At 65.9% G+C, this 21,803-nt stretch carries 7 protein-coding genes; 4 read left to right on the forward strand and 3 right to left on the reverse strand.

Going from position 1 to position 21,803, the window contains the following annotated elements; translation table 11 throughout:
- Positions 1-326: 326 nt before the first annotated feature.
- Positions 327-869, reverse strand: coding sequence for a phosphohydrolase (locus NCG91_RS00275; protein ID WP_251348104.1), 543 nt, complete (start codon positions 867-869; stop codon positions 327-329).
- Between the two features lie 203 nt (positions 870-1,072).
- Between NCG91_RS00275 and NCG91_RS00280 the strand changes: the two genes are divergently transcribed.
- Together NCG91_RS00280 and NCG91_RS00285 are read left to right on the forward strand one after the other, a co-directional pair.
- On the forward strand, positions 1,073-4,210 hold the full coding sequence (locus NCG91_RS00280) for an NAD(P)-binding protein (RefSeq protein ID WP_251348105.1): 3,138 nt from the start codon (positions 1,073-1,075) through the stop codon (positions 4,208-4,210).
- Positions 4,211-4,256: 46 nt separating this feature from the next.
- Positions 4,257-5,168 carry an alpha/beta hydrolase gene (locus tag NCG91_RS00285; protein WP_251348106.1) on the forward strand — a complete coding sequence of 304 codons (912 nt, stop codon included), beginning with the start codon at positions 4,257-4,259 and terminating at the stop codon, positions 5,166-5,168.
- On the opposite strand, the gene NCG91_RS00290 is transcribed toward NCG91_RS00285, so the two are convergent.
- Positions 5,153-8,047 (reverse strand): hybrid sensor histidine kinase/response regulator, encoded by a 2,895-nt coding sequence (locus NCG91_RS00290; RefSeq protein WP_251348107.1) that lies wholly within the window; start codon positions 8,045-8,047, stop codon positions 5,153-5,155. The genes NCG91_RS00285 and NCG91_RS00290 overlap by 16 nt on opposite strands.
- A gap of 156 nt (positions 8,048-8,203) precedes the next feature.
- On the opposite strand from NCG91_RS00290, the gene NCG91_RS00295 reads away from it, so the two are divergent.
- Positions 8,204-8,833 (forward strand): LysE family translocator, encoded by a 630-nt coding sequence (locus tag NCG91_RS00295; protein WP_251348108.1) that lies wholly within the window; start codon positions 8,204-8,206, stop codon positions 8,831-8,833.
- Here NCG91_RS00295 and NCG91_RS00300 read toward each other — a convergent pair.
- Positions 8,796-9,530 carry a YceI family protein gene (locus NCG91_RS00300; protein ID WP_251348109.1) on the reverse strand — a complete coding sequence of 245 codons (735 nt, stop codon included), beginning with the start codon at positions 9,528-9,530 and terminating at the stop codon, positions 8,796-8,798. The two genes, NCG91_RS00295 and NCG91_RS00300, sit on opposite strands and share 38 nt — an antisense overlap.
- 582 nt (positions 9,531-10,112) lie before the next feature.
- On the opposite strand from NCG91_RS00300, the gene NCG91_RS00305 reads away from it, so the two are divergent.
- Positions 10,113-21,755, forward strand: coding sequence for a hypothetical protein (locus tag NCG91_RS00305; protein WP_251348110.1), 11,643 nt, complete (start codon positions 10,113-10,115; stop codon positions 21,753-21,755).
- Positions 21,756-21,803 lie beyond the last annotated feature (48 nt).

Below are 21,803 nucleotides of genomic sequence, written 5' to 3' on the forward strand. Positions count from 1 at the left end.
CACTATGCCAGTCTGCGGGGTTTGTCAAAACAATGCTGTTCAAGCAAGACGGCCTGGGCCAGGGATTGCCAATGCACCGCAAAATATATTTTCATGGTGACAGAGAAAGTTTGTTCTAGCGCAAACTCCTGATTGCAAGTCATTGATTTCATTGGGGTAAAAAATTGCCTGTGAAATCAGCAAATTGTTGAAACCCGCATCAATACTGGTGTTGCGGCTTGTCAAGAGGGGCTTATCAACAACTTTATCCACAGTTGCTGTGGATATCTAAAAAAGCCGTGCAAAAACCGGGGCTTAGCGCCCGTTCGTGCGGTTGGGGCAAGCATTCATGCGGCGACCCCGAGGCCGCCCAACCGGGCAAACGCCTGCAGGAAGCGCTGCTTGGCTTCGGCCGGACCCATGGCCTCGATTATACCGGGCAAGGGGGCGATGCCGTCAAGGTAAGCCCAGCGCTCGGCCGAGTGCGGCATCAGGTCGCGCTTTTCCGTGGCCAGCGCGATCAGGTCGGCCCGTTTGATGGGGGCGTAATCGGAAAAGTCCAGGCCATACGTGGCGGCGATGATGGCGCTGACCTTGTCTTCCAGCACGGAAAACTCCGGCAACAGCACTTTCAGGGGCTTCACCATGTCGCCCAGGTAGGCTTCGGCCGCGTCGTGCAGCAGGGCGGCCAGGCGCAAGGGGGGCGGCACCAGCTCGGCGACGATCAGGCTGTGCTGGGCAACCGAGTAAAACACTTGCGTCTGTCCATTGAAGCGGCACTGGTAAGCAAGGCCGTGGGCGATGTCTTCGATGGCGACCTTGTCGATATGCGGGCGCAAGGGATAAAAACGGTTGCCTGAATAAGTGGATACGTAGTCGGTAGTAATCATTTCTGGATCAGCTCGCCTGCTTTGCACGGATGATCCATCCTACACCGGATGGCCGCCGCTTGCCTCCCGCCCGTCCTTCGCCCTTCCGGCCGAGCCTATGCATCTTGGCAAATCCTTTAATTTATTTCATATCATTCATTGATATTTCTCAAATACACTGTGGAAATCTTGTTTGTCTGAAATTTAAATTTGGGGGCAAGGCAATGACGGCGATACCTACGGCAAGACCTTCTTATATCTATCAGGGCGGTTCGGTGATGATGCACTCGCCGCTGCAATTGAAACAGTCGGAAATGTACGGCTATTTCGTCCGGGGCGACCTGGCGAAGCTGCAAGCGACCGTGAATACCACCCTGAACCAGGTGGCGGGCAGCAAGATGACACTGAAAGCCCTGTCGCCGTATGTGATGCTGACGTTTACGCGCGTCAACCATGCGGATTCCGCCAACCCCGTCGACCAGGCCAAGGGCTGGATCACGGAAGTCGATATCGTCACCTGGATCATGGTCGGCCAGATGGATGCCGCCGGCAAGCTCGCGCATATCTACTGGTATCCGTGCCATATCTTCGTCGATGACGCCATGGCCCTGATCAACGGGCGCGAACTGTTCGGTTATCCGAAGTATCTGTGCGACTACGAGATCCCCGCCGCCGGCAGCGAACCGCTGCGCTGCTCCGTGGCCGCCAAGGGTTTCCAGCATTTTTCGCCGGAAACAAAACTGGCCCTGCACCCTTTGCTGGAAGTCAACGCCACCGTGCAGACGGGGCAGCACAAGCCCATCAACAGTTTCCTGGAACTCATCGAGCAGGCGTTCCAGATTTTCCTGTCCATCCCCGATTTCTTTGACATGGATCAGGCCGGCTGGGCCGATGTTTTGTCGCTGCTGCGCAACCCGCGCATCGACCAGATTTTCCTCAAGCAATTCCCCGACAGCGCGGGCGTGAAAGCCGTGTACCAGGCCCTGGTGGCTGCGCCGGCCGAGATCAACCGCCTGCACAGCGCGCGCCTGCTTGGCTACGAATACGAATGCACGCTGCACGCCTTCGACAGCTTCCCGCTGGATCAGACCCTGGGCCTGAAACTGGGATCGCAGGCGGCGATCTTGCCGTTCCAGGTGAATTTCGATTTCACGGCCATGCCGGGCGAGGAACTGGTCGACAATTCCCGCATCGCGCCGGAAAAGATCGCCATCCTCGGCGGCGGCGTGGCGGCCATGACCACCGCGTACTATCTGACGAACCAGCCGGGTTGGCAAAACCGGCACGCCATCACCGTGTACCAGCTGGGCTGGCGCCTGGGCGGCAAGGGCGCCAGCGGACGCAATGCGCAAGCGGGCCAGCGCATCGAGGAGCACGGCCTGCACATCTGGTTCGGCTTTTACGCGAACGCCTTCAGGATGATCAAGGAAGCGTATGCGAGCCTGGACCGTCCTCCCGGCGCGCCGCTGGCCACCTGGCGCGACGCTTTCAAGCAGCACGATTACGTGGCCCTGTCGGAAGACGTCAAGGGCAAGTGGCGCAACTGGTCCATCGTCTTTCCCACCTTGCCGGGCGAGCCGGGCGAGGGCGGCGAAGACATCACCCTGTGGCAGATGGCCGTCGCCATGGTGGGCTGGATCGAGCAATGGATACGCCAGATCCGGCAAGTGGCGGACGCCGATGCGCGCATCGTGCGCGCCAGCGCATCGCAAGGCGAGGGCGTGTGGCCGGGCTGGCTGCGCCGCCTGGCCGATGAAGTGGTGGGGCAGGCCGACGAGCTGGGACTGGACGTGGGCCTGTCCGTGGGCGCGCTGGCGGCGCTGGTGGCCGACCTGGCGCCGGACTCCACGCGCCACGACCAGGCCCGCCACCAGCTGCTGGCCAGCACCCTGAACGGCATCCGCGCCTGGCTGCGCCTGCGCTACCGGGCCCTGATCGATGGCGACGACGAATTGCGCCGCCTGTTCATTTGCCTGGACCTGGGCATCACGGTCATGAAGGGCATGTTCCAGGATGGCGTGTTCAAGAACGGCTTCGACGTCATCAACGATATTGATTTCCGCGACTGGCTGCGCAAGCATGGCGGCGACGAGCAGTTCAGCGTCAACTCGGCGCCCGTGCGCGGCTTCTATGACCTGGTGTTCGCCTACGAGGGTGGCGATTTTTCGAAACCGAACATCGAGGCGGGGACGCTGTTGCGGGCGATGGCGCGCATCGGCCTGGCCTACAAGGGCGGCATCATGTTCAAGATGCAGGCGGGCATGGGCGACACGATCTTCACGCCGCTGTACCAAGTGTTGAAAAAAAGGGGTGTGGAATTCAAGTTCTTCCAGCGCGTGGAAGAACTGGTGCCCGGCGCGGGCGACATCGACAGCATCCGCATCACCGAGCAGGTGCAATTGAAGGACCCCGCCGCCGGCTATGCGCCGCTGGTCGACGTGAAAGGCCTGGCGTGCTGGCCCAGCGCGCCCGATTACGCGCAGATCGAAGCGGCGCAGGCGCTGCTGCTGCAGGAGAAAGGGGTCAACCTGGAATCGTACTGGAGCGACTGGCCGCAGCAGTACCAGCAAGCGTTCGGCCGCGCGCTGCCCGCCACGGTATTGAAGAAGGGCGTCGACTTCGACAAGGTGGTGTTCGGCATTTCCATCGGCTCGCTGCCCGCCCTGTGTCCGCAACTGCTGGCGCAAAGCCCGGCCCTGCAACTGGCGGCCGACAAGGTGAAAACCGTGGCCACGCAAGCCTACCAGGTGTGGCTCAACAAGGATTTGCGTCAGATGGGCTGGACCACGCAACCGAAGGGCCAGCAGCCCGTGCTGTCGGCCTTCACGGAGCCGTACGACACGTGGGCGCCGATGGATCAATTGTTGGCGCACGAGGATTGGCCGGCGGGACTGGTGCCGAAAAACGTCTCCTATTTTTGCAGCGCCTTCCCCGTCGACAGCTATCCGCCAGTCACCGATACGGATTTCCCCGCCCGCTGTGCGGCCAGGGCGAAGCAGGGCGCGCTGCACCAGCTGGAACGCGAGATCGGTGCGCTGTGGCCCGAAGCGGGCGGGCCGGGCGCGTTCCCGTGGCAATGGCTGGTGGACGCCAAGGCGGCCACGGGCGCGGCCCGTTTCGACAGCCAGTACTGGCGCGCCAACGTCGATCCGTCTGAGCGCTATGTGATGTCGGTGGTGAACAGCACGCAGTACCGGCTGGCCACCGACCAGTCGGGGTTCAGCAATCTGTTCCTCACGGGCGACTGGATCAAGACGGGCATCAACGCGGGCTGCGTGGAGGCGGCCGTCATGGCCGGCATGCAGACGTCGCGCGCCATGACGGGTTATCCGGCCGTGATCCAGGGGGAGACGGATTTTTAGTGATTTCGCTATGATGGCGTTTCATTGTTCCCTGCGCGAGCGAATCATGCAACGCCTGCTGCTGTTGTTTCTGATCTGTATCAACCTGCACGCGGTCGCCGCGCCGCCGGGCGCGATTGTGCTGTGGCCCGGCGCGCCGCCCGGTGGCGCGGCGCCGGGCCCGCAGCGCGACAGCGCCAAGGGATCCATCACGCAGGTCGAACAACCGTATCTGATCGCGCACCGCCCGGCGCAGCCGAACGGTATCGCCATGCTCCTGGTCAGCGGCGGCGGCTATGCGCATATCGAGGCGGGCAAGGAGAGCGGCCCCACCGCCCGCTGGCTGCAGGCGCAGGGCGTCACGGCGTTTGAACTCGTGTACCGCCTGCCGCAGGAGGGCGGAGGCGTCAGCGCGCCGTTCCAGGATGGCCAGCGTGCCATGCGCGTGATCCGTGCGCGCGCGGCCGAATGGGGTATCGACCCGGCGCGCATCGGCATGCTGGGATTTTCCGCCGGCGCCCACCTGGCCGGCATGACGGCCGTGCAGCCTGACGCGGCCCGCTACGCGCCCGTCGATGCGGTCGATGCCGTTTCCGCGCGCCCCGACTTTGCCGTGCTGCTGTACCCCGTGCTGACCATGCAAGCGCCATTCGACACGACGCATGCGAAAAAGCAGTTGCTGGGACGTCGCCCCGTGCAGGCGGCGCGCGACGCGCTGTCGGTGGAATTGCACGTCGATGCGCGCACGCCGCCGATGTTCATTGCGCAGGCGCTCGATGACCCGATTGCGCCGCCCGAGAACAGCCGGCTGATGGCGGCCGCCCTGCGCCGCGCGGGCGTGCCCGTCGAAGTGCATTTGTTCCAGCACGGCGGCCATGGCTGGGGCCTGGGCAAGCCGGGCAGCGAGCCGGCCGCCTGGCCACGGCTGTTGCTGGCGTGGCTGCAAGCGCATGGCTGGATGGCTCAGCCGGCGGGCTGAGTTTCCAGGTCGCGCCGCGCCACGCTCAGCGCCTCCTGCAACTGCGGCAGGAACTGTTCCACGTTATCGAGCTGGCCGTTCGAGGCCAGGGTTTCCATCTGGTGGCACAGGCCGTGCAGGGTGGGGCGGCTCAGGTAGCCGGCGCTGCCCTTCAGGGCGTGGAAGGCGGCGGCCGCCGCGCTGGCATTGCCATCGCGCACGGCGTGGCAAGCCAGGTCCAGGCGCCGCGGCGCTTCCGTCAGGAACGCTTGCGCGATGCGCTGCAAATGCTGCGGCGACAGGCCGGCCAGCGGCAAAATGTGCACGGGCGCCGTCATGGGGTCGGCCGGCGTCTCCGCCTGCGCCGTGCCGGCCTCGTCCAGGCCGAACTGGCGCGCCAAGGTGTCGTCCCCGATGGGCGCGGCAGGCGGCAGCGCGTGGCCGCGCGCCAGCAACAGGTCGATGAGGGCGTCGATTTTCTCGAACAGCAGCGCTTCGTCGACGGGCTTGCTGAGGAAGTCGTCCATGCCGGAGGCCAGATAGCGTTGCCGGTCATGTTCGCTGGCGTTGGCCGTCAGCGCGAGGATGGGAATGTGCGCGTCGGGAATGGGGAATTCGGCGTTGCCGCCGTCGCGGATCAGGCGCGCCGCCTGTTCGCCATCCATCAGCGGCATGCGGCCATCCATCAGTACGCAATCGTAGGCGCCCGCACCCAGCGCGCGCAGCGCCTGCTCGCCGTTTTCCACGATGGTCACGGCATGCCCCATGCTTTCGAGCAGGGTGCCGATGATGATCTGGTTGGTGCGCACGTCTTCCGCGCACAGGATGCGCAGGCGGCAGGCGTGGCGCGCGTGGCGTGCCGGCCGGCGCGCGTCGGCCGCCGGCGCGCTGCCTGGCGTCAGCGGCAAGGTGAAATGGAAGCGCGAGCCGATGCCGATGCGGCTTTCCACGCCGATCGTGCCGTTCATCAGTTCGACCAGCTCCTTGCAGATGGCCAGGCCCAGGCCCGTGCCGCCGTAGCGCCGCGTGGTGGAGTGGTCGGCCTGCTCGAATTTCTGGAACAGGCGGGGCAAGGTGTCCGCGTCGATGCCGGGGCCCGTGTCGCTGATGATGAATTCGATCTCGCTGCGGCCGTCGCGGCGCGGCGGCGTGCGGGCGCGCCGCACTTCCAGCAGCACTTCGCCATTCGCCGTGAATTTCAGCGCATTGCCCAGCAGGTTGATGAGGATTTGCCGCAGGCGCGTGGGATCGGCGCGCACGTAGCGCGGCAAGTCCAGCGCCAGTTCGCGGCGCAGCAGCAGGCTCTTGGCGTCGGCCTGGCCCTGCACGATGCCGGCCGCGTCGCCGATCAGCGCCAGCAGGTCGAAGTCCACGGTTTCCAGGGTCAGCTTGCCGGCGTCGATCTTCGAGAAATCGAGGATGTCATTGAGAATGGTCAACAGCGACACGCCATTGTGCAAGCCGATGCGCAGGTATTCCTGCGTGCGGCCTTTGACGGACTGGTCGCGCAGGGCGAATTTCAGCATGCCGATCACGCCGGCCAGCGGCGTGCGGATGTCGTGGCTCATGGCGGACAGAAAATCGATGCGGTGGCGGCTGACCACTTCCGCGTGTTCCTTGGCCTTCAGCAGGGCGTCGTTGCTGAGGGTGAGCGCCAGGGTGCGCTCCTGCACGCGCTGTTCCAGGTTGTTGCGCAGCAGGCGGATCTGGTCGGCCAGGGCAAAGGCCAGCAGCAAGCCGTCGAAGGTGCCGCCCAGCAGGGTCACCAGCTGGGCGTTGGCCACCATGGCCGGCATCAGGCCCAGGTTGGCGGGCAGGATCAGGAAGCCGGGCAGCATCAGGGCGACGAAGGCCAGCACGAAGAAGCGCGCCGGCTGGTAGCCGCGGCACCAGACGACGATGCCGCAGACGAGCGCCAGCAGCATCCAGATGCTGATGACGATGGTGGCCAGCGTGTGCGCATACGACAGGGCGAAGAAGCAGCTGGGCAGCAGCAGCAGGGGGAGCACCAGGTTGACCTTGCTGATGCGGTGCAGCAGGGGCGAGTAGTCGCGCAGGCGCAGGAAATGCGTGTAGAACAGGGTGCTGAAGACGGGCAGCAGGAAAAACGGCACGTAATGCAGCTGCAGCAGGCGCCAGTCGAACAGGTCGGCAAAGACGTGGAAGGTCATGGCCCAGGCCAGGCCATAGGTCAGCACGTACAGCGCGTAATAGGCCGAGGCTTTTTCCAGGGTGATGGAAAAGATGAAGAAATTGAACAGGCCCAGCGCCAGCAGGGCGCCGATCGACGCCACCATCAGGAAGTTTTCCTTGCCCACCAGCTTGCGGTAATCCTGCTGCGTCTGCACGCCGAACAGCGGCGCGCGCGCGTAATAGGGGCTGGAAAAGCGGATCAGGATGTCATACGTGGCGCCGGGCGCCAGTTGCACGTTCCTGCCGTAGTGCAACAAATATTCGTGCGGACGCTGGTAGCCCGTCAGCAAGGTCTGCGGCGCCGTCTGCGGCCCGGGGCCATACACGTACACGTCGACCAGGTCGATCAGGGTGTCGTTCGGGTCGATGACCCAGGACGTTTCGCCGCTGTCGTTGCGCACCTGCGCGTGCAGCCAGTAGGCGCCGCCGAACAGGTCGACCTGGCTGGCCGGGCGCTGTTGCGCCAGCCAGGCGGGCAGGGCGGCCGCATCGGCGGGTGCGGCGTCATTTCCGGCGAGAAACAGTTGCCCACCGTTGCCCAGGTGCTGGATGCCTTGCTTGCTCAGGGGCAAGGGCGCCGCCTGCGCCCCACCCGCCAGGCCCAGCAGGCCGATCAGCAGGCCGACCAGGAGCGGCCAGCCGCATAGCCAGGCGCAGACGCGGGAGCTGGAAGCGCGGTGGCGGGAAAGGGGCGGGTGGGCTGGCATCGATGGGTTTGGTGATGGTCGCGCGGGGAGCGGCGGCAACGCCGTTTGCTGTGGAGTGCCCATTTTAATCGACTCTTGCTGGCATACGGACAATTTCATGTCCTGCCGGCATGACGCCCGCTCCGGTATCATGGCGCCTTTGCCCGCGAGATATTCATGCTCAGTCCCGACCAGTTCCTGGCCTTCCTGGCCGCCGCCGTTCTCATTACCGCCAGTCCCGGCCCCGACAATTTGATGGTGCTGGGCGTGGGCATGTCGCGCGGACGCCGCCAGGGCATGGCGTTCGGCCTGGGCTGCGCCCTTGGCTGCCTCACGCACACCGTGCTGGCGACCATCGGCGTATCGGCCCTGCTGGCCGCCTCGCCCACGGCCTTTACCGCGCTGAAAGTGGCCGGCGGGCTATACCTGGTGTGGCTGGGCATCGGCGCCTTGCGCAGCCGCGGCGGCGCGAAAGTCGATGGCGCGGCGGCCTTGCCGGACGAATCGCTGCTGCGCCTGTTCGGCAAGGGCTTGTTTGCCAACAGTATCAATCCGAAAGTCGTGCTGTTTTTCCTGTCGTTCCTGCCGCAGTTCATCGTCGCGGGCCAGGGCAATGCCAGCTGGCAAACGGCGCAGCTGGGCCTCGTCTTCACTGCACAGGCTTGCGTGCTGTTCGGCTTGCTCGGCTATTTTTCCGGCGCCGTCGGACACTGGCTGAACCGCCGCCCGCGCGCCGGCCTGTGGCTCGACCGGGTGGCCGGCACCATCTTCATCGGCCTGGGCTTGCGCCTGATCCTGGCGCGCTGAGCTCTTGCCTGGCGGTAATGCGAAACGCCAGTTCCATCTGATCCTGCACGGCCATGGCGCCGCCCAGGACGGCGAAGGGCACGATGCCGAAGTCGCTCTGTTTCAAGAGCAGGCTGCCGCTGGCCTGCAGCTGGCGGCCACCGGCCGATTCCTCAATCCGCACCGGCAGCTGCAGCGTGCGCGTCACGCCATGCAGGGTGATGTCCGCCTCGAGCACTTCCCTGTCGCCCGTGCGGCGCGCTTCGATGTTTACCCACGGATAGCGTTCCGCCTCGAGCACGCGCACCAGCATGTTGTGGCGCGTGCCGGCGATGGCGTCGGCCGACGGCGTCGTCGTCAAGCCGGCCGCCTGGCGCAGGCCGGCTTCATCCACACTCATCTCGTCGAGCCGGAAGCGGAACTGCGCGCGTCCCGGCGCGGGCGCCACCACGCCCTGCAGGCTGCGGCTGGCCACCACGTGGTCATGCCCGAGCCGCGCCAGCGCGCCGCCGCGGCGCACGGTGATGGTCAGCAGGGATTCCTGCGGGGCGATGTGCAGGATGCGCACGCCCGGCTGTTGCCAGGGCGGCGCCTGCATGGCCGGCACCGCTGCCGGCGCGGCCGGGAGCGAGGCGGCGGGCGGCGGGGCAAACGGGCTGCAGGCCGCGAGCAAGGCGCAGGCGCAGGCCAGCAGCAGGCGGCGGTGGGCAAGTGGCATCAATGAGGACTCCTGGCAAAGGGATGGCGCAGGGCGCGATGGGGCGATAGTAAGCGATCCGGGCACCGGTGCGATAGCCGCGACGCATGCGCCCCCGTTTTGCAAGACCAATTCCTTCAGCCGCATGCCAAGTCTTGCAGGGAAATGGACGTGAATGCAATGGAATTGGTATTAACAGCAGGCGCCAGAAAATGAATGTGCGGCAGTGAAAAATCGAATGGCGGTATTGCCGCGCATGCCGGGAAAAGGCAAATTCGAATTAATGCTGTTAATTAGCATTAATAGTTTCTTTTGAAAAACAAACTACGCGTTTGATAGTTTCGCACGATTATGTAAATGATAATTTAAATATAATGCCGAGCTAATCAGTATGCGGTAAAAATAGAATGTCGGCGTGACTACACGATGAATTCGATGAATGTGTTGTGAAATATCAACGAGATAATTTAATTTCATTGTTGGAAACAAAAAAACCACTGTTGTCGTACGCTTGAAGTGTTACTTGTTCATATAATCATGACAAATAAATGTCATTTTTATATTTGTCTGCATCTTGCAGCGGTACATTTCTTAGCGAACAACATGATCAAAACACACCAGGAAACGGCAGGCCGTTCCGGCCGCCACGCAGCTTTTTCGTCCGCCGGGCGCTATCTGGGGATGCTGGCCGCGCTTGTCGGCCGCGCCCGCCTGCCTCATTTTTCCAAGTGTCATGTTGCGCCGCTGGCGCTCGCTTCCCTGCTGCTGGGCGCCGCCGCGCCCGCCGCCGCACAGGTGTTGTGGGAGGATTACCGCGGCATCGAGCGGGTGCCGGCCAATCCGCCCGCGCCCAATTACAACAACGGCTTCAACGCGGGCAGCACGGGCCGGCTCGCCAGCCTGGCGGCGCTGGCCGCCAATCCCGCCGCCAACGCGGCGCGCACGGGGACGTCGGCGCAGCTGGACTGGGCCAATGGCACGACCGCCAATCCCGGACAGTTATGCAACTTCGATACGCAGCAAACGTCGGCCGCCTGCCGGGCCTGGATCATGGGCCGCGTGATGTACACGCTGGTGGTATTTCCCCAGGCGGGCAATTACAAATTCAGCGTCGCGCACGATGACGACGTGAAGGTGGATTTCTCGACCCAATATTCGACCAATTACCGCAATACCGTGTACAACGTGGCCGTGGGCAGCGTGGCCGAATATTCGAATAATGAAACGGATTTCCAGAATTTGGCCGGCAATTTCAATAGCGCCACGCCCGGCGGCTGTTATCTGGCCCGCGTCCTGTGGAATAACGTGGGCGGCATCAATTATCTGCACATGCGCTGGACGCGTCCTGACAATGTGACGGAAATTATTCCCGCTGCGCAATTGCGCGATCCCGGCCTGGCCAGTTCCTATGCCGACTGTACCAATAGCAAGACGGACCTGGCCGTCAGCAAGGTGGGACCGGCGCAGTTTTCCGTCGGCAAGCCCCTGAGCTACACCATGAAGGTGTGGAACCGCGGCCCGGCACTCAGCACGGGCGCCACCTTCAGCGACGTGCTGCCGGCTAGCCTGAGCAATGTCAGCTGGACCTGTGCCGCCAGCGGCAGCGCTTCCTGCGGCACGAAAACCTCGGGTTCGGGCAGCAACAACGTGAGCATTACCATGGGCAACCTGCCCGTGAATGGCGCCGTCAGCGACCCTGCCGCGGGTGCCTACCTGACGGTGACGATCACGGCCACGCCGGGCGACGCCGCCAGCATCGTGAATACGGCCAATGTGACCGTTTCGCCCAACGAAACGGATAGCGATCTGAGCAACAACAGCAGCAGCACCACGGCCACGGTCAGGACGAATACCTTGACGGTGCTCAAGGTGCTGGCACCCGTTGGCGACAGCGGCCTGTTCATCATGAATGCTAACGGCACGGCCGGCGTGCAGGGCGGCAACGGCGCCACGGCCAGCGCCGTGGTGCGCGTGGGCAACCTCGTCACGTTTGCGGAAACCGGGGGCACGGCCACCGTGCTGGCCCAGTACCAGAGCAGCTACAGTTGCGTGCGCACGGATACGGCGGCCGTCATTTCCAGCGGCGCGGCCAACGCGGGCAATTTCACCATGCCCGAGGCGCCCGTCACGTGTACCATCAGCAACCGCCGCCTGCAGGCGGACATGCAAGCCGTCACGACGGTGCCGGCCGGTCCCTACAATGCCGGTTCGCCCGTGACGGTGACGGGCGTGTGCACGAACAACGGTCCCGACAGCGCGGCCGCGCCCACCTGCGTGATGAGCGGCTTGCCCGCCGGCGCCACGGCCAGCTGCAGCGCGCCCGTGTCGCCGTTCATTCCCGGCTCGCGCATCAATTGTAGTTCCACTTTCAACCTGCCCGCCAGCGGCAGCCTGACGATCACCACCACGGCCGGCGCGAGCACGCTGGACCCCATCCCCGCGAACAACGTCGACAGCGACACCCTGGGCATCGTCAGCCCCCTCGTGCGCGTGCAAAAAAGCGTCGACAAGACCAGCGCCTTCATCGGCGACACCGTGCAGTGGACCTTGACGGCGAACAATACCGGCACGGGCGCCACCACGGCCATCCTGACCCTGACCGATACCTTGCCAGCCAACCTGGCCGGCATCGTCGTCACGCCCACGGCGCCCGCCACCTGCGCGCCGCTGGCCGGCAATACGCTCAGCTGCAGCGTGCCGGCCGGCCTGGCGCCGGGCGCCAGCGCCGTGGTCAGCCTCACTGGCGTGCCGACGGCGGCCGGCAATTTCGTCAACAGCGTGGCGCCGTCCGGCGGCAATGGCGCCAGCTGCGCCACGGCCGGTGCCTGCCAGACCACCACCGTGGTCAGCAAGGCGCTGGTGGACGTCACCACCACCCTGAACGGCTTTCCCGGCTCGACGAATGCGGGCGATGCCATCAGCGGCACGGTCACCTACCGCAACATGGGACCGGGCGCGGCGGAAAACGTCACATACACGCTGCAATTGCCGCCTGGCTTGACGGGCGTGTCCGTCGGCGGCGTGACGGGCGTTTACAACGCGGGCACGGGTTTCATCGTCCTGTCGGGCCTGCCGCCGAACTTGGCGGCCGGGCAGGGCGTCACCTTCAATCTCAGCTATACGCAGCCACCCACGAACAGTTCGTTTGTCACCAGCGTGATCGGCACCTCTTCGGTCGAAGTGGCCAACGATTTGCCGAATACGGCCACCGTGATGGTGCCGGGGCCGAACGTGCGCGTCACCAAGGTGGCCGACAAGCTGACGGCCAACGTGGGCGAAAACATCACGTGGACGATTACGGCCAGCAATACGGGCAATATCGCCAACCAGGGTGTCGTGAGCCTGGCCGATCTGCTGCCGCCCAACCTGGTCGTCACCAGCGTGCTTCCCGGCCCCGGCGTGAACTGCCCGCCGCTGGCGGCCTGGGTGGCGTCGAGCACCCAGACGTGCACCATCGCCGCCGGCCAGCTGGCGGCCCTGAACGGCAGCCGCAGCGTCAGCGTCACGGCGCATGCGACGGCGGGTGGCAGCCTGGCCAACCGCATCATGCCGAACGGCCCCGATAATCCATCCTGCGCCACGGCGGAAAATTGCAGTACGGTCACTGCGATCACCAGCCCCAAAGTGGCGGTGACGAAAACCGTCGACCACGCCAGCATCAATATCGGCGCCACTCTGACCTGGAGCGTCACGGCGACGAATAGCGGCGATGGCGTGAGCACCGCGCCCATCACGCTCACCGACACCTTGCCGGCCAACCTGACGGGCGTGAACGTGGCGCTGGTCGGCAGCGCCACCTGCGCCGCGCCGGTGGGCAATATCCTCACGTGCACGGTGCCGGCCGGCCTGGCCTCGAATGGCGGCGTGGCCGGTTTCACCGTCACGGCCCAGCCTGCTGCAGCGGGCACCTACAACAACAGCGTCGTGCCGTCCGGCGCCGACAACCCGGCCTGCGCCACGCCTGCCGCCTGCGCCACCACCAGCACGGTGACCAGCCCCAGCGTGGCCGTGACGAAAGGCGTCGACAGGACCACCGTCAACCTCGGCGACACCATCACGTGGACCCTGAAAGCCATCAACAGCGGCAGCGGCCCCACGAATGGCCCGATCACCCTGACCGACACCTTGCCCGCCAACGTGGGCGCGCTGCAGATCCTGCCCGTGGCGCCCGCCAGTTGCGGCGTGCCCGCCGGCACCACGCTGACGTGCACGGTGCCGCCAGGCCTGGCCAGCGGCATGCAGGCAACGGTGACCATCAAGGCCGTGGCGAATGCGGCCGGCACGGTGGCCAACAGCCTCGTGCCGGGCGGCGTCGACAATCCTGCCTGCGCCACGCCGGGCGATTGCCAGACCACCACCACCGTTACCAGGCCGAACGTGGCCGTGAAGAAAACCGTCGACAAGGCCAGCATCAACGTGGGCGACACGCTCACGTGGACCTTGACGGTGAGCAATAGCGGCACGGGCGCCAGCACGGGCGCCGTCACCTTGGCCGACACCTTGCCGGCCGGCCTGGCGAACGTCGTCGTCAGCCCGCAGGCGCCTGCCAGCTGCGCGCCCGTGGCGGGCCAGAACCTCGCATGCAGCGTGCCGGCCGGCCTGGCCCCAGGCGCCTCGGCGAAAATCGTCGTCAGCGCCACGGTCACCGTGGCTGGCGCCGCCGTCAACAGCGTGCTGCCATCGGGTCCCGACACTCCCGCCTGCGTACTGCCCGGCGATTGCGGCACCACCACCACGGTGGTCAAGCTGCTGGTCGACGTCACCACCACCCTGAACAATTTCCCGCCGAATACCCTGGCGGGCGACATGATTTCCGGCACCGTTACCTACGCCAACGTGGGACCGGGCCCGGCCGAAGGCGTCACGTACACCCTGCAACTGACGCCCGGCTTGAGCAATGTCACCCTGACGGGCGCCGTGGGCAGCTACAATTCCGCCACGGGCGTCGTCACCCTCAGCGGCTTGCCCGTGGGCCTGGCGAATGGCCAGAGTACCAGTTTCAACGTCAGCTACACGCAGCCGGCCGACAACCTGTCGATGGTGACGTCGAGCATCGCCACCACGTCCGTGGAAGTGGCGAACCACTTGCCGAACACGGCCACGGCAACCGTGCCCGGCCCCATCATTCGCGTGACGAAACTGGCCGACAAGACGACGGCCAACGTGGGTGAGACGATCACCTGGACCATCACGGCCACGAACACGGGCAGCCTGGCCAACCTGGGCGTGCTGACCCTGACCGACATCCTGCCCGCCAACGTGGCGGTGCTGTCCGTCACGCCGGGCGCGGGCGTCAGCTGTCCGCCGCTGGCCAGCTGGCTGGCCAACAGCGCGCAAGCGTGTACTATCGCGCCAGGCCAGCTGGCCGCCGTGAATGGCAGCCGCAGCATCACCATCACGGCCAGGGGCACGGCCGGAGGCAGCCTGGGCAATAAAGTGCTGCCGAGCGGGCCAGACAATCCCGCCTGCGCCCAGGCCGCTTCGTGCCAGACGACGACCACCATCCTCAGCCCGCAGGTGGCCGTGCGTAAAACCGTCGACAAGAGCAATATCAACATGGGCGAGGCGCTGACGTGGACGATCGCCGTGGCCAATACGGGCACGGGCGCGACCATGGGCATCGTCACCCTGACGGACACCTTGCCGGCCAACCTGACCCTGTGGCAAGTGTTGCCCGCGTCGCCCGCCACGTGCGCGGTGCCGAGCGGCAACCAGCTCGTGTGTTCCATTCCCGCCGGCATGGCGGCGGGCGCCACGCTCAATATCGTCGTCAAGGGCGTGGCCAATGCGGCCGGCGCCTATGTCAATACGGTGGTGCCGAGCGGTCTTGATAATCCCGTCTGCCCGCAGCCCGGCGATTGCAGCACCACCAGCACGGCCGTGAAACTGCTGGTCGACGTGACCACCACCCTGAACGGCTTTCCTGGCAGCACGCATGCGGGCGACACGATAGCGGGCACCGTCAATTTCAGCAATATCGGCCCCGGCCCGGCCGAAGGCGTGACGTACAGCCTGCAACTGGCGCCCGGCCTGACCGGCGTCAGCATCGGCGGCGTGACGGGCAGCTACAACGGCGGCTCCGGCCTGGTGACCTTCAGCGGCGTGCCCGCCACCCTGGCGGCGGGGCAGGGCTTCAGCTTCCAGCTCAGCTATATCCAGCCTGCCAGCAACCTGTCGACCGTGGTCAGCCGCATCGCCACGACATCGGTGGAAGTGCCGAACGACCAGCCCAACGTGGCCACCGTCACCATGCCCGGTTCCATCATTCGCGTCAGCAAGACGGCCAACAAGGCCGTGGCGAATGTCGGCGAAGAAATTATATGGACGATTACGGCCAGCAACACGGGCAGCCTGGCCAACCAGGGCGCCGTGATCCTGACGGACTTGCTGCCAGCCAATATCGTCGTGACGAATGTGGCGCCCGACAGCGGCGTCACCTGTCCGCCGCTGGCCAGCTGGGTAGCCAACAGCAGCCAGAGCTGCAGCGTGGCCATCGGCCAGCTGGCGGCCGGCAACGGCCAGCGCCAGATCGTGCTGACCGGCAAGGCCAGCGCGGGCGGCAACCTGGCCAACCAGGTCATGCCGAGCGGTCCGGACAATCCAGCCTGCTTCCAGGCCAACAGCTGCCAGACGCAGACCACCATCACCAGCCCCAGCCTGGCGCTGAGCAAGAGCGTCGACAAGCTGGCCCTGAATATCGGCGACAGCCTGACGTGGACGGTCACCCTGGCCAATAGCGGCACGGGGGCCAGCACGGCCGTCGTCACCCTCACCGACACCTTGCCGGCCGGCCTGGCGAATATCGTCGTCACGCCCGCCGCGCCCGTCACCTGCGCGCCGCTGGCCGGCAATGTGCTCACGTGCAGCGTGCCGGCCGGCCTGGCCGCCGGCGCCAATGCCACGCTGCAAGTGACGGCGCGTGCCGCCGCCGCTGGCAGCCTGGTGAATGGCGTCAGTGCCAGCGGCACGGATAACCCCGTCTGCCTGCAGGCGGGCGATTGCAGCACCACCAGCACCGTCAGTTCGCCGCTGCTGCACGCCAGCAAGACGGTCGACAAGACGGCGGCCAACGTGGGCGATACCCTGACGTGGACCTTGACCTTGCGCAATACCGGCACGGGACCGAGCACGGCCATCGCCACCCTGGCCGATACCCTGCCTGCGGGCCTGGCGAACGTGCTGGTGACGCCGGTGGCGCCCGTCACCTGCGCCGCGCCGGCGGGCAATGTCGTCAACTGCAGCGTGCCGGCCGGCCTGGCCGCCGGCAGCGCCGCCACCGTCAAGCTGAGCGCCACGGCGACCCTGTCGGGCAGCCTCGTCAATGCGCTGCTGCCGGGCGGGCCGGACAATCCCGTCTGTGCCGTGCCCGGCGATTGCCAGACCACCACGGTGGTGTCGAAACTGCTGGTCGACGTGACCACCACGCTCAACGGTTTTCCCGCCAGCAGCAATGCGGGCGACGCCATCCGCGGCGTGGTGACGTTTGCCAACGTCGGGCCGGGCGTGGCGGAAACGGTGACTTACAGCCTGCAACTGGAAGCGGGTCTGGGCAGCGTCTCCGTCAGTCCCGTCAGCGGCGCGCCCGGCATCAGCGGCGTCTACAACAGCGCCACGGGCTTGTACGTGCTGAGCGGCTTGCCGGCCACCCTGATCGCGGGGCAGAGCGTCAGTTTCAACCTGTTCTATACCCAGCCGGCCAGCAACAGCTCGCGCATCACCAGCGTGGTGGGGACCAGTTCCACGGAAATCGTCAACGACTTGCCGAATACGGCGACGACGAACTTGCCCGGTCCCGTGATTCGCGCCAGCAAGACGGTCGACAAGGTGAACGCGGCCGTCGGTGATATCCTGACCTGGAGCATCACGGCGACGAATACGGGCAACTTGCCGAATCAAAACGCCGTCGTCATCGCCGATGTGCTGCCCGCCAATATCGTCGTGCTCGGCGTGACGCCCGATGGGGGCGTGAGCTGTCCGCCGGCCGCCAGCTGGACGGCAGGCAGCGTGCAGTCATGCACGATTGCGGCAGGTCAATTGGCCGCCGGCAATGGCAGCCGCAAGGTCGTCATCACGGGACGCGGCACTGCGGGCGGCAGCCTGTCGAACCGCGTCGTGCCCAGCGGTGGCGACAATCCCGCCTGCGATACGGCCAGCGCCTGCCAGGCCACGACGACCCTCGTCGCGCCGCAAGTGACGGTGCGCAAGAGCGTCGACAAGAGCAATGTCAGCGTGGGCGACTTGCTGACCTGGACCATTACTGCCAGCAATGGCGGCACGGGCGCGACCAAGTCCGCCATCGTGCTGACCGACAACCTGCCAGCGGGCGTCAGCGGCGTGCAAGTGCTGTCCACGCAACTGGCCACCTGCGCGCCCGTGGCGGGCAATATCGTCACGTGCAGCGTGACGGCCGGCCTGGCGCCGGGCGGACAGGCGCAAGTGGTGCTGCGCGCCACGGCCAGCGCGGCCGGCGTGCTGCAGAACACGGTCTTGCCTGGCGGCCCGGACAATCCTGTCTGCGCGCAGGCGGCGGACTGCACCACCACCACCACGGCCATCAAGCTGCTGGTCGACGTGACCACCACCCTGAACGGTTTCCCCGGCACCACCAGCGCCGGCGACCAGATCAACGGCATCGTCAGCTACAGCAACGTGGGTTCCGGCACGGCCGAGAACGTGACGTACAGCCTGAAACTGGCGCAAGGCCTGATGGGCGTGACCCTGAACGGCGCGGCCGGCAGTTATGACGCCGTCAGCGGCATGCTGACGGTGACGGGCTTGCCCGCCAGCCTGGCGGCCAACGAACTGCACAGTTTTGGCCTGTCGTATATCCAGCCGGCCAGCAATGTGTCGACCATCGTCAGCATCATCGCCACCAGCTCGACGGAAGTGCAGTACGACTTGCCGAACACGGCCACGGTGACCATGCCTGGTCCCGTGATTCGCGTCAGCAAGACGGCCAACGTCGGCAATGCCAACGTGGGCGACAGCCTCATCTGGACCATTACCGCCATCAACAGCGGCGGCGTGGCCAACCTGGGCGTGGTGACCCTGGCGGACATCCTGCCGCCGAACCTGACGGTGCTGGCGGTCAACGCCGATGCGGGCGTGACGTGCCCGCCACTGGCGAACTGGGTGGCGAACAGCGTGCAAAGCTGCAGCATTGCTGCTGGCCAATTGGCTATCGGCAATGGCACGCGCAGCGTGCGCGTGACGGCCACGGGCACGCTGGAAGGCGTGCTGTCGAACCGCGTCATGCCGAGCGGACCCGACAACCCGGCTTGCGCGCAGGCGAACAGCTGCGAATCGAGCGTCGTGCTGACAGGGCCCAAGGTGGCGGTGCGGAAAAGCGTCAACCGCGCCAGCGCCAATGTGGGCGACACCGTCGTGTGGACCATCACGGCCAGCAACACGGGCACCGGCCCCACGCGCGCCGTCATGACCCTGGTCGACACCTTGCCGGCCGGCCTGGCGAACGTGGTGCTCACGCCCGTGCGCGCCACTTGCGCGCCCGTGGCGGGCAATGTGCTCACGTGCAGCGTGCCCGCCGGCCTGATCGGCAATGGCGGCGAAGCCAGCGTGGAAGTGTCGGCGACCGTCACCCAGGCGGGCGCGGCGCTCAACCGCGTCGTGCCGTCCGGGCCCGATGCGCCGTTGTGCTTGTCTCCGGCCGATTGCCAGACCACCACCAACGTCACCAGCCCCAGCGTGATGGTGAAAAAAGTGGCGGACAAGGCCAATGCCAGCATCGGCGACACCGTCAGCTGGACCATCACGGCCACCAACAGCGGCAGCGGCGCCACCACGGCGGCCATCACCTTGACGGACGACCTGGCCGCCAGCCTGGCCGAGATCGTCGTCACGCCCGCCGCACCGACCACGTGCGCGCCGCTGGCGGCGAATAAACTCGTCTGCACGGTGCCGGCCGGCCTGGCGCCGAACGCCGTGGCCGCCGTCACGGTGAGCGCGAAAGTGGCGGCCAGCGGCACCCTGAGCAACACCATCGTGCCGACAGGTCCCGACTTGCCGCGTTGCGCACAGGCATCCGACTGCACGGCCGTCACGGAAGTGGCGAATCCCGCCATCGGCGCGGCGCTGGGCGTGGGCAAGGTGACCCAGCTGTCGGCCAAGGTCTTCAACGTGCCGTACACGGTGGTGATCCGCAACGTGGGCAAGGGCGCGGCGCAAAACGTGCAGGCGCTCGACAGCCTGCGCGCCGCCTTCCCTGAACCGGTCGCGTGCCGCATCGTCGCGCCGCCTGCCGCGCCCGCCATTGGCGGCAGCCGGCAGCTGGCCGTCAATCCGGGCTTTACGGGCGGTTGCGGCGGCAGCGACTTCCGTTTGCTCAATGGTGATGCGGCCTTGGGCGAGGGCGAGTTGAGCGTCATTACTTTCACCGTGGAAATCACGGTGCAGGATACGACCTTGCCGCAGTACAACAACAGCGTGTTTGCCAGCGCGCTGGGCGGCAATGTCGCCAACGGAGGCGGCGCCATCAGCGTGCCGCCCGCCCCGGCGGCAGGCGTGATTGCCGCCAACCCCACGTACACGCCGCCCGTGGGCAGCCTCGTGTTCGATGCGTCCAACAATGGCGGCAGCCATGCGGGCGCCGCGGCGACGGCGGCGGAGGTGGCCGCGCTGGCGGACAAGGTCGATCCTAACCGCAACGGCAATGCCTCGGATACCGTGGGCGGCGTCGCCTTCACGGGCGAAGACACGCCCACGCCCGTGGTGTTGCTGCGGCAAGTGGTCGATGTCATCAAGGCTGTGTCGGCGCAGCAGCAGGTGGACGCCAGCAAGTTCGAGATCAGCTACACGGTGCAGGCGGCCAACCGCTATCCTGCCGGTTATCCGACCTCGACCATGGTGCAGGTGGCGGAAAACCTGAAGGCCGTCTTCCCCACGGCCACGAACGTCACTTTCAAGCCGGGCAGTCTGGCCGTTACGGCGCGGCCCGCCGGCGCCACGGCTTGCGCGGCGAATGCCGACTTCAACGGCGTCACCGTGTTTGGCTTGCTGAGCGGCCAGGGTGACTTGCAGCCGCAGGAAAGCTGCAACATCGTCTTCACGGTACTGGTCGACTTCGGCAGCGTGGCGGCGATTCCCACCGTGCCGCAATTGAACCAGGTATATGCGAGCACCATGCCGGGCACGGATGGGAGCGGGCGCAACATCGGCCACAGCTACAGCGGCGCCGGCGGGATCAGCACGCCGGTGGCGCCGGCCAGCGTGCTGGCCCTGGCCAGTTCGGCCGACACCTTGCTGCTGCCGGCCACGCCAGGCGCCACGCCGCCCAGCTTTACGCCCGTCGTGTTCAACACGAAGGACAAACCGATGTTGTTGATCAGCAAGAGTGTCAACAAGACGCAGGCCGAGATCGGCGACAGCCTGCAATACACGATCGAGGTGAAGAACACGGGCCTGGCGACGGCGTTCGGCGTCAGCGTGCTCGATAAACTGCCGGCCGGCTTCCGCTACATCGACGGCACGACCACGCGCAACAATGTGCTGCAGCCCGATCCTTCCGGCAAGCCCGGTCCCCAGCTGAACTTCAAGCTGGAATCGCTGGCCCCGAACGCCAGCGCCAGCTTCCGCTACCGCCTGCGCGTGGGCGTCGGTTCGCTGCAGGGCGACGGCATCAACCGGGCCCAGGCAACGACCACCAACGGCCCGCCCTCGAACGAGGCGCGCGCGAAAGTGAAGGTGATGGGCGGCGTGTTCACGACGGATGCCTGTATCGCCGGCAAGGTGTTTGTCGACTGCAACAACAACCACGTGCAGGACGGCGAGGAACTGGGCATCCCGGGCGTGCGGCTGTATATGGAGGATGGCACGAACTTCACCACGGACGTGGAAGGCAAGTACAGCTATTGCGGCATCACGCCGAACAGCCATGCGATCAAGGTCGATGGCGCAACCTTGCCGCGCGCCAGCCGCATGATGGAAGCGTCGAACCGCAACCTGGGCGATCCGCACAGCCTGTTCCTCGATACCAAGAACGGCGAGCTGCTGCGCGCCGACTTCATCGAAGGTTCGTGCTCGAATCCCGTGCTCGAGCAAGTCAAGGCGCGCCGCGCGCAGGGCGAGGTGCGCAGCGTGGAAAGGGAGGGCGGCAAGGGAGGGGGCTTGAGTTTCAGCAGCCAGCCGGCCGCCGCGCCGGCCCAGGCAACGGACAGCGCCAACCAGCCTGTCGTCGCACCGCGCGTACCTGCCGCCGCGCCAGCCGCAGGAGGCAGCCATGCGCAATAAGCCCCTGTCACCTTACTTGCCGCTTGCCAATGCTGCTAAAGAGAAACA

This window comes from Janthinobacterium kumbetense (assembly GCF_023703445.1).
GTDB lineage: Bacteria > Pseudomonadota > Gammaproteobacteria > Burkholderiales > Burkholderiaceae_D > Janthinobacterium > Janthinobacterium kumbetense.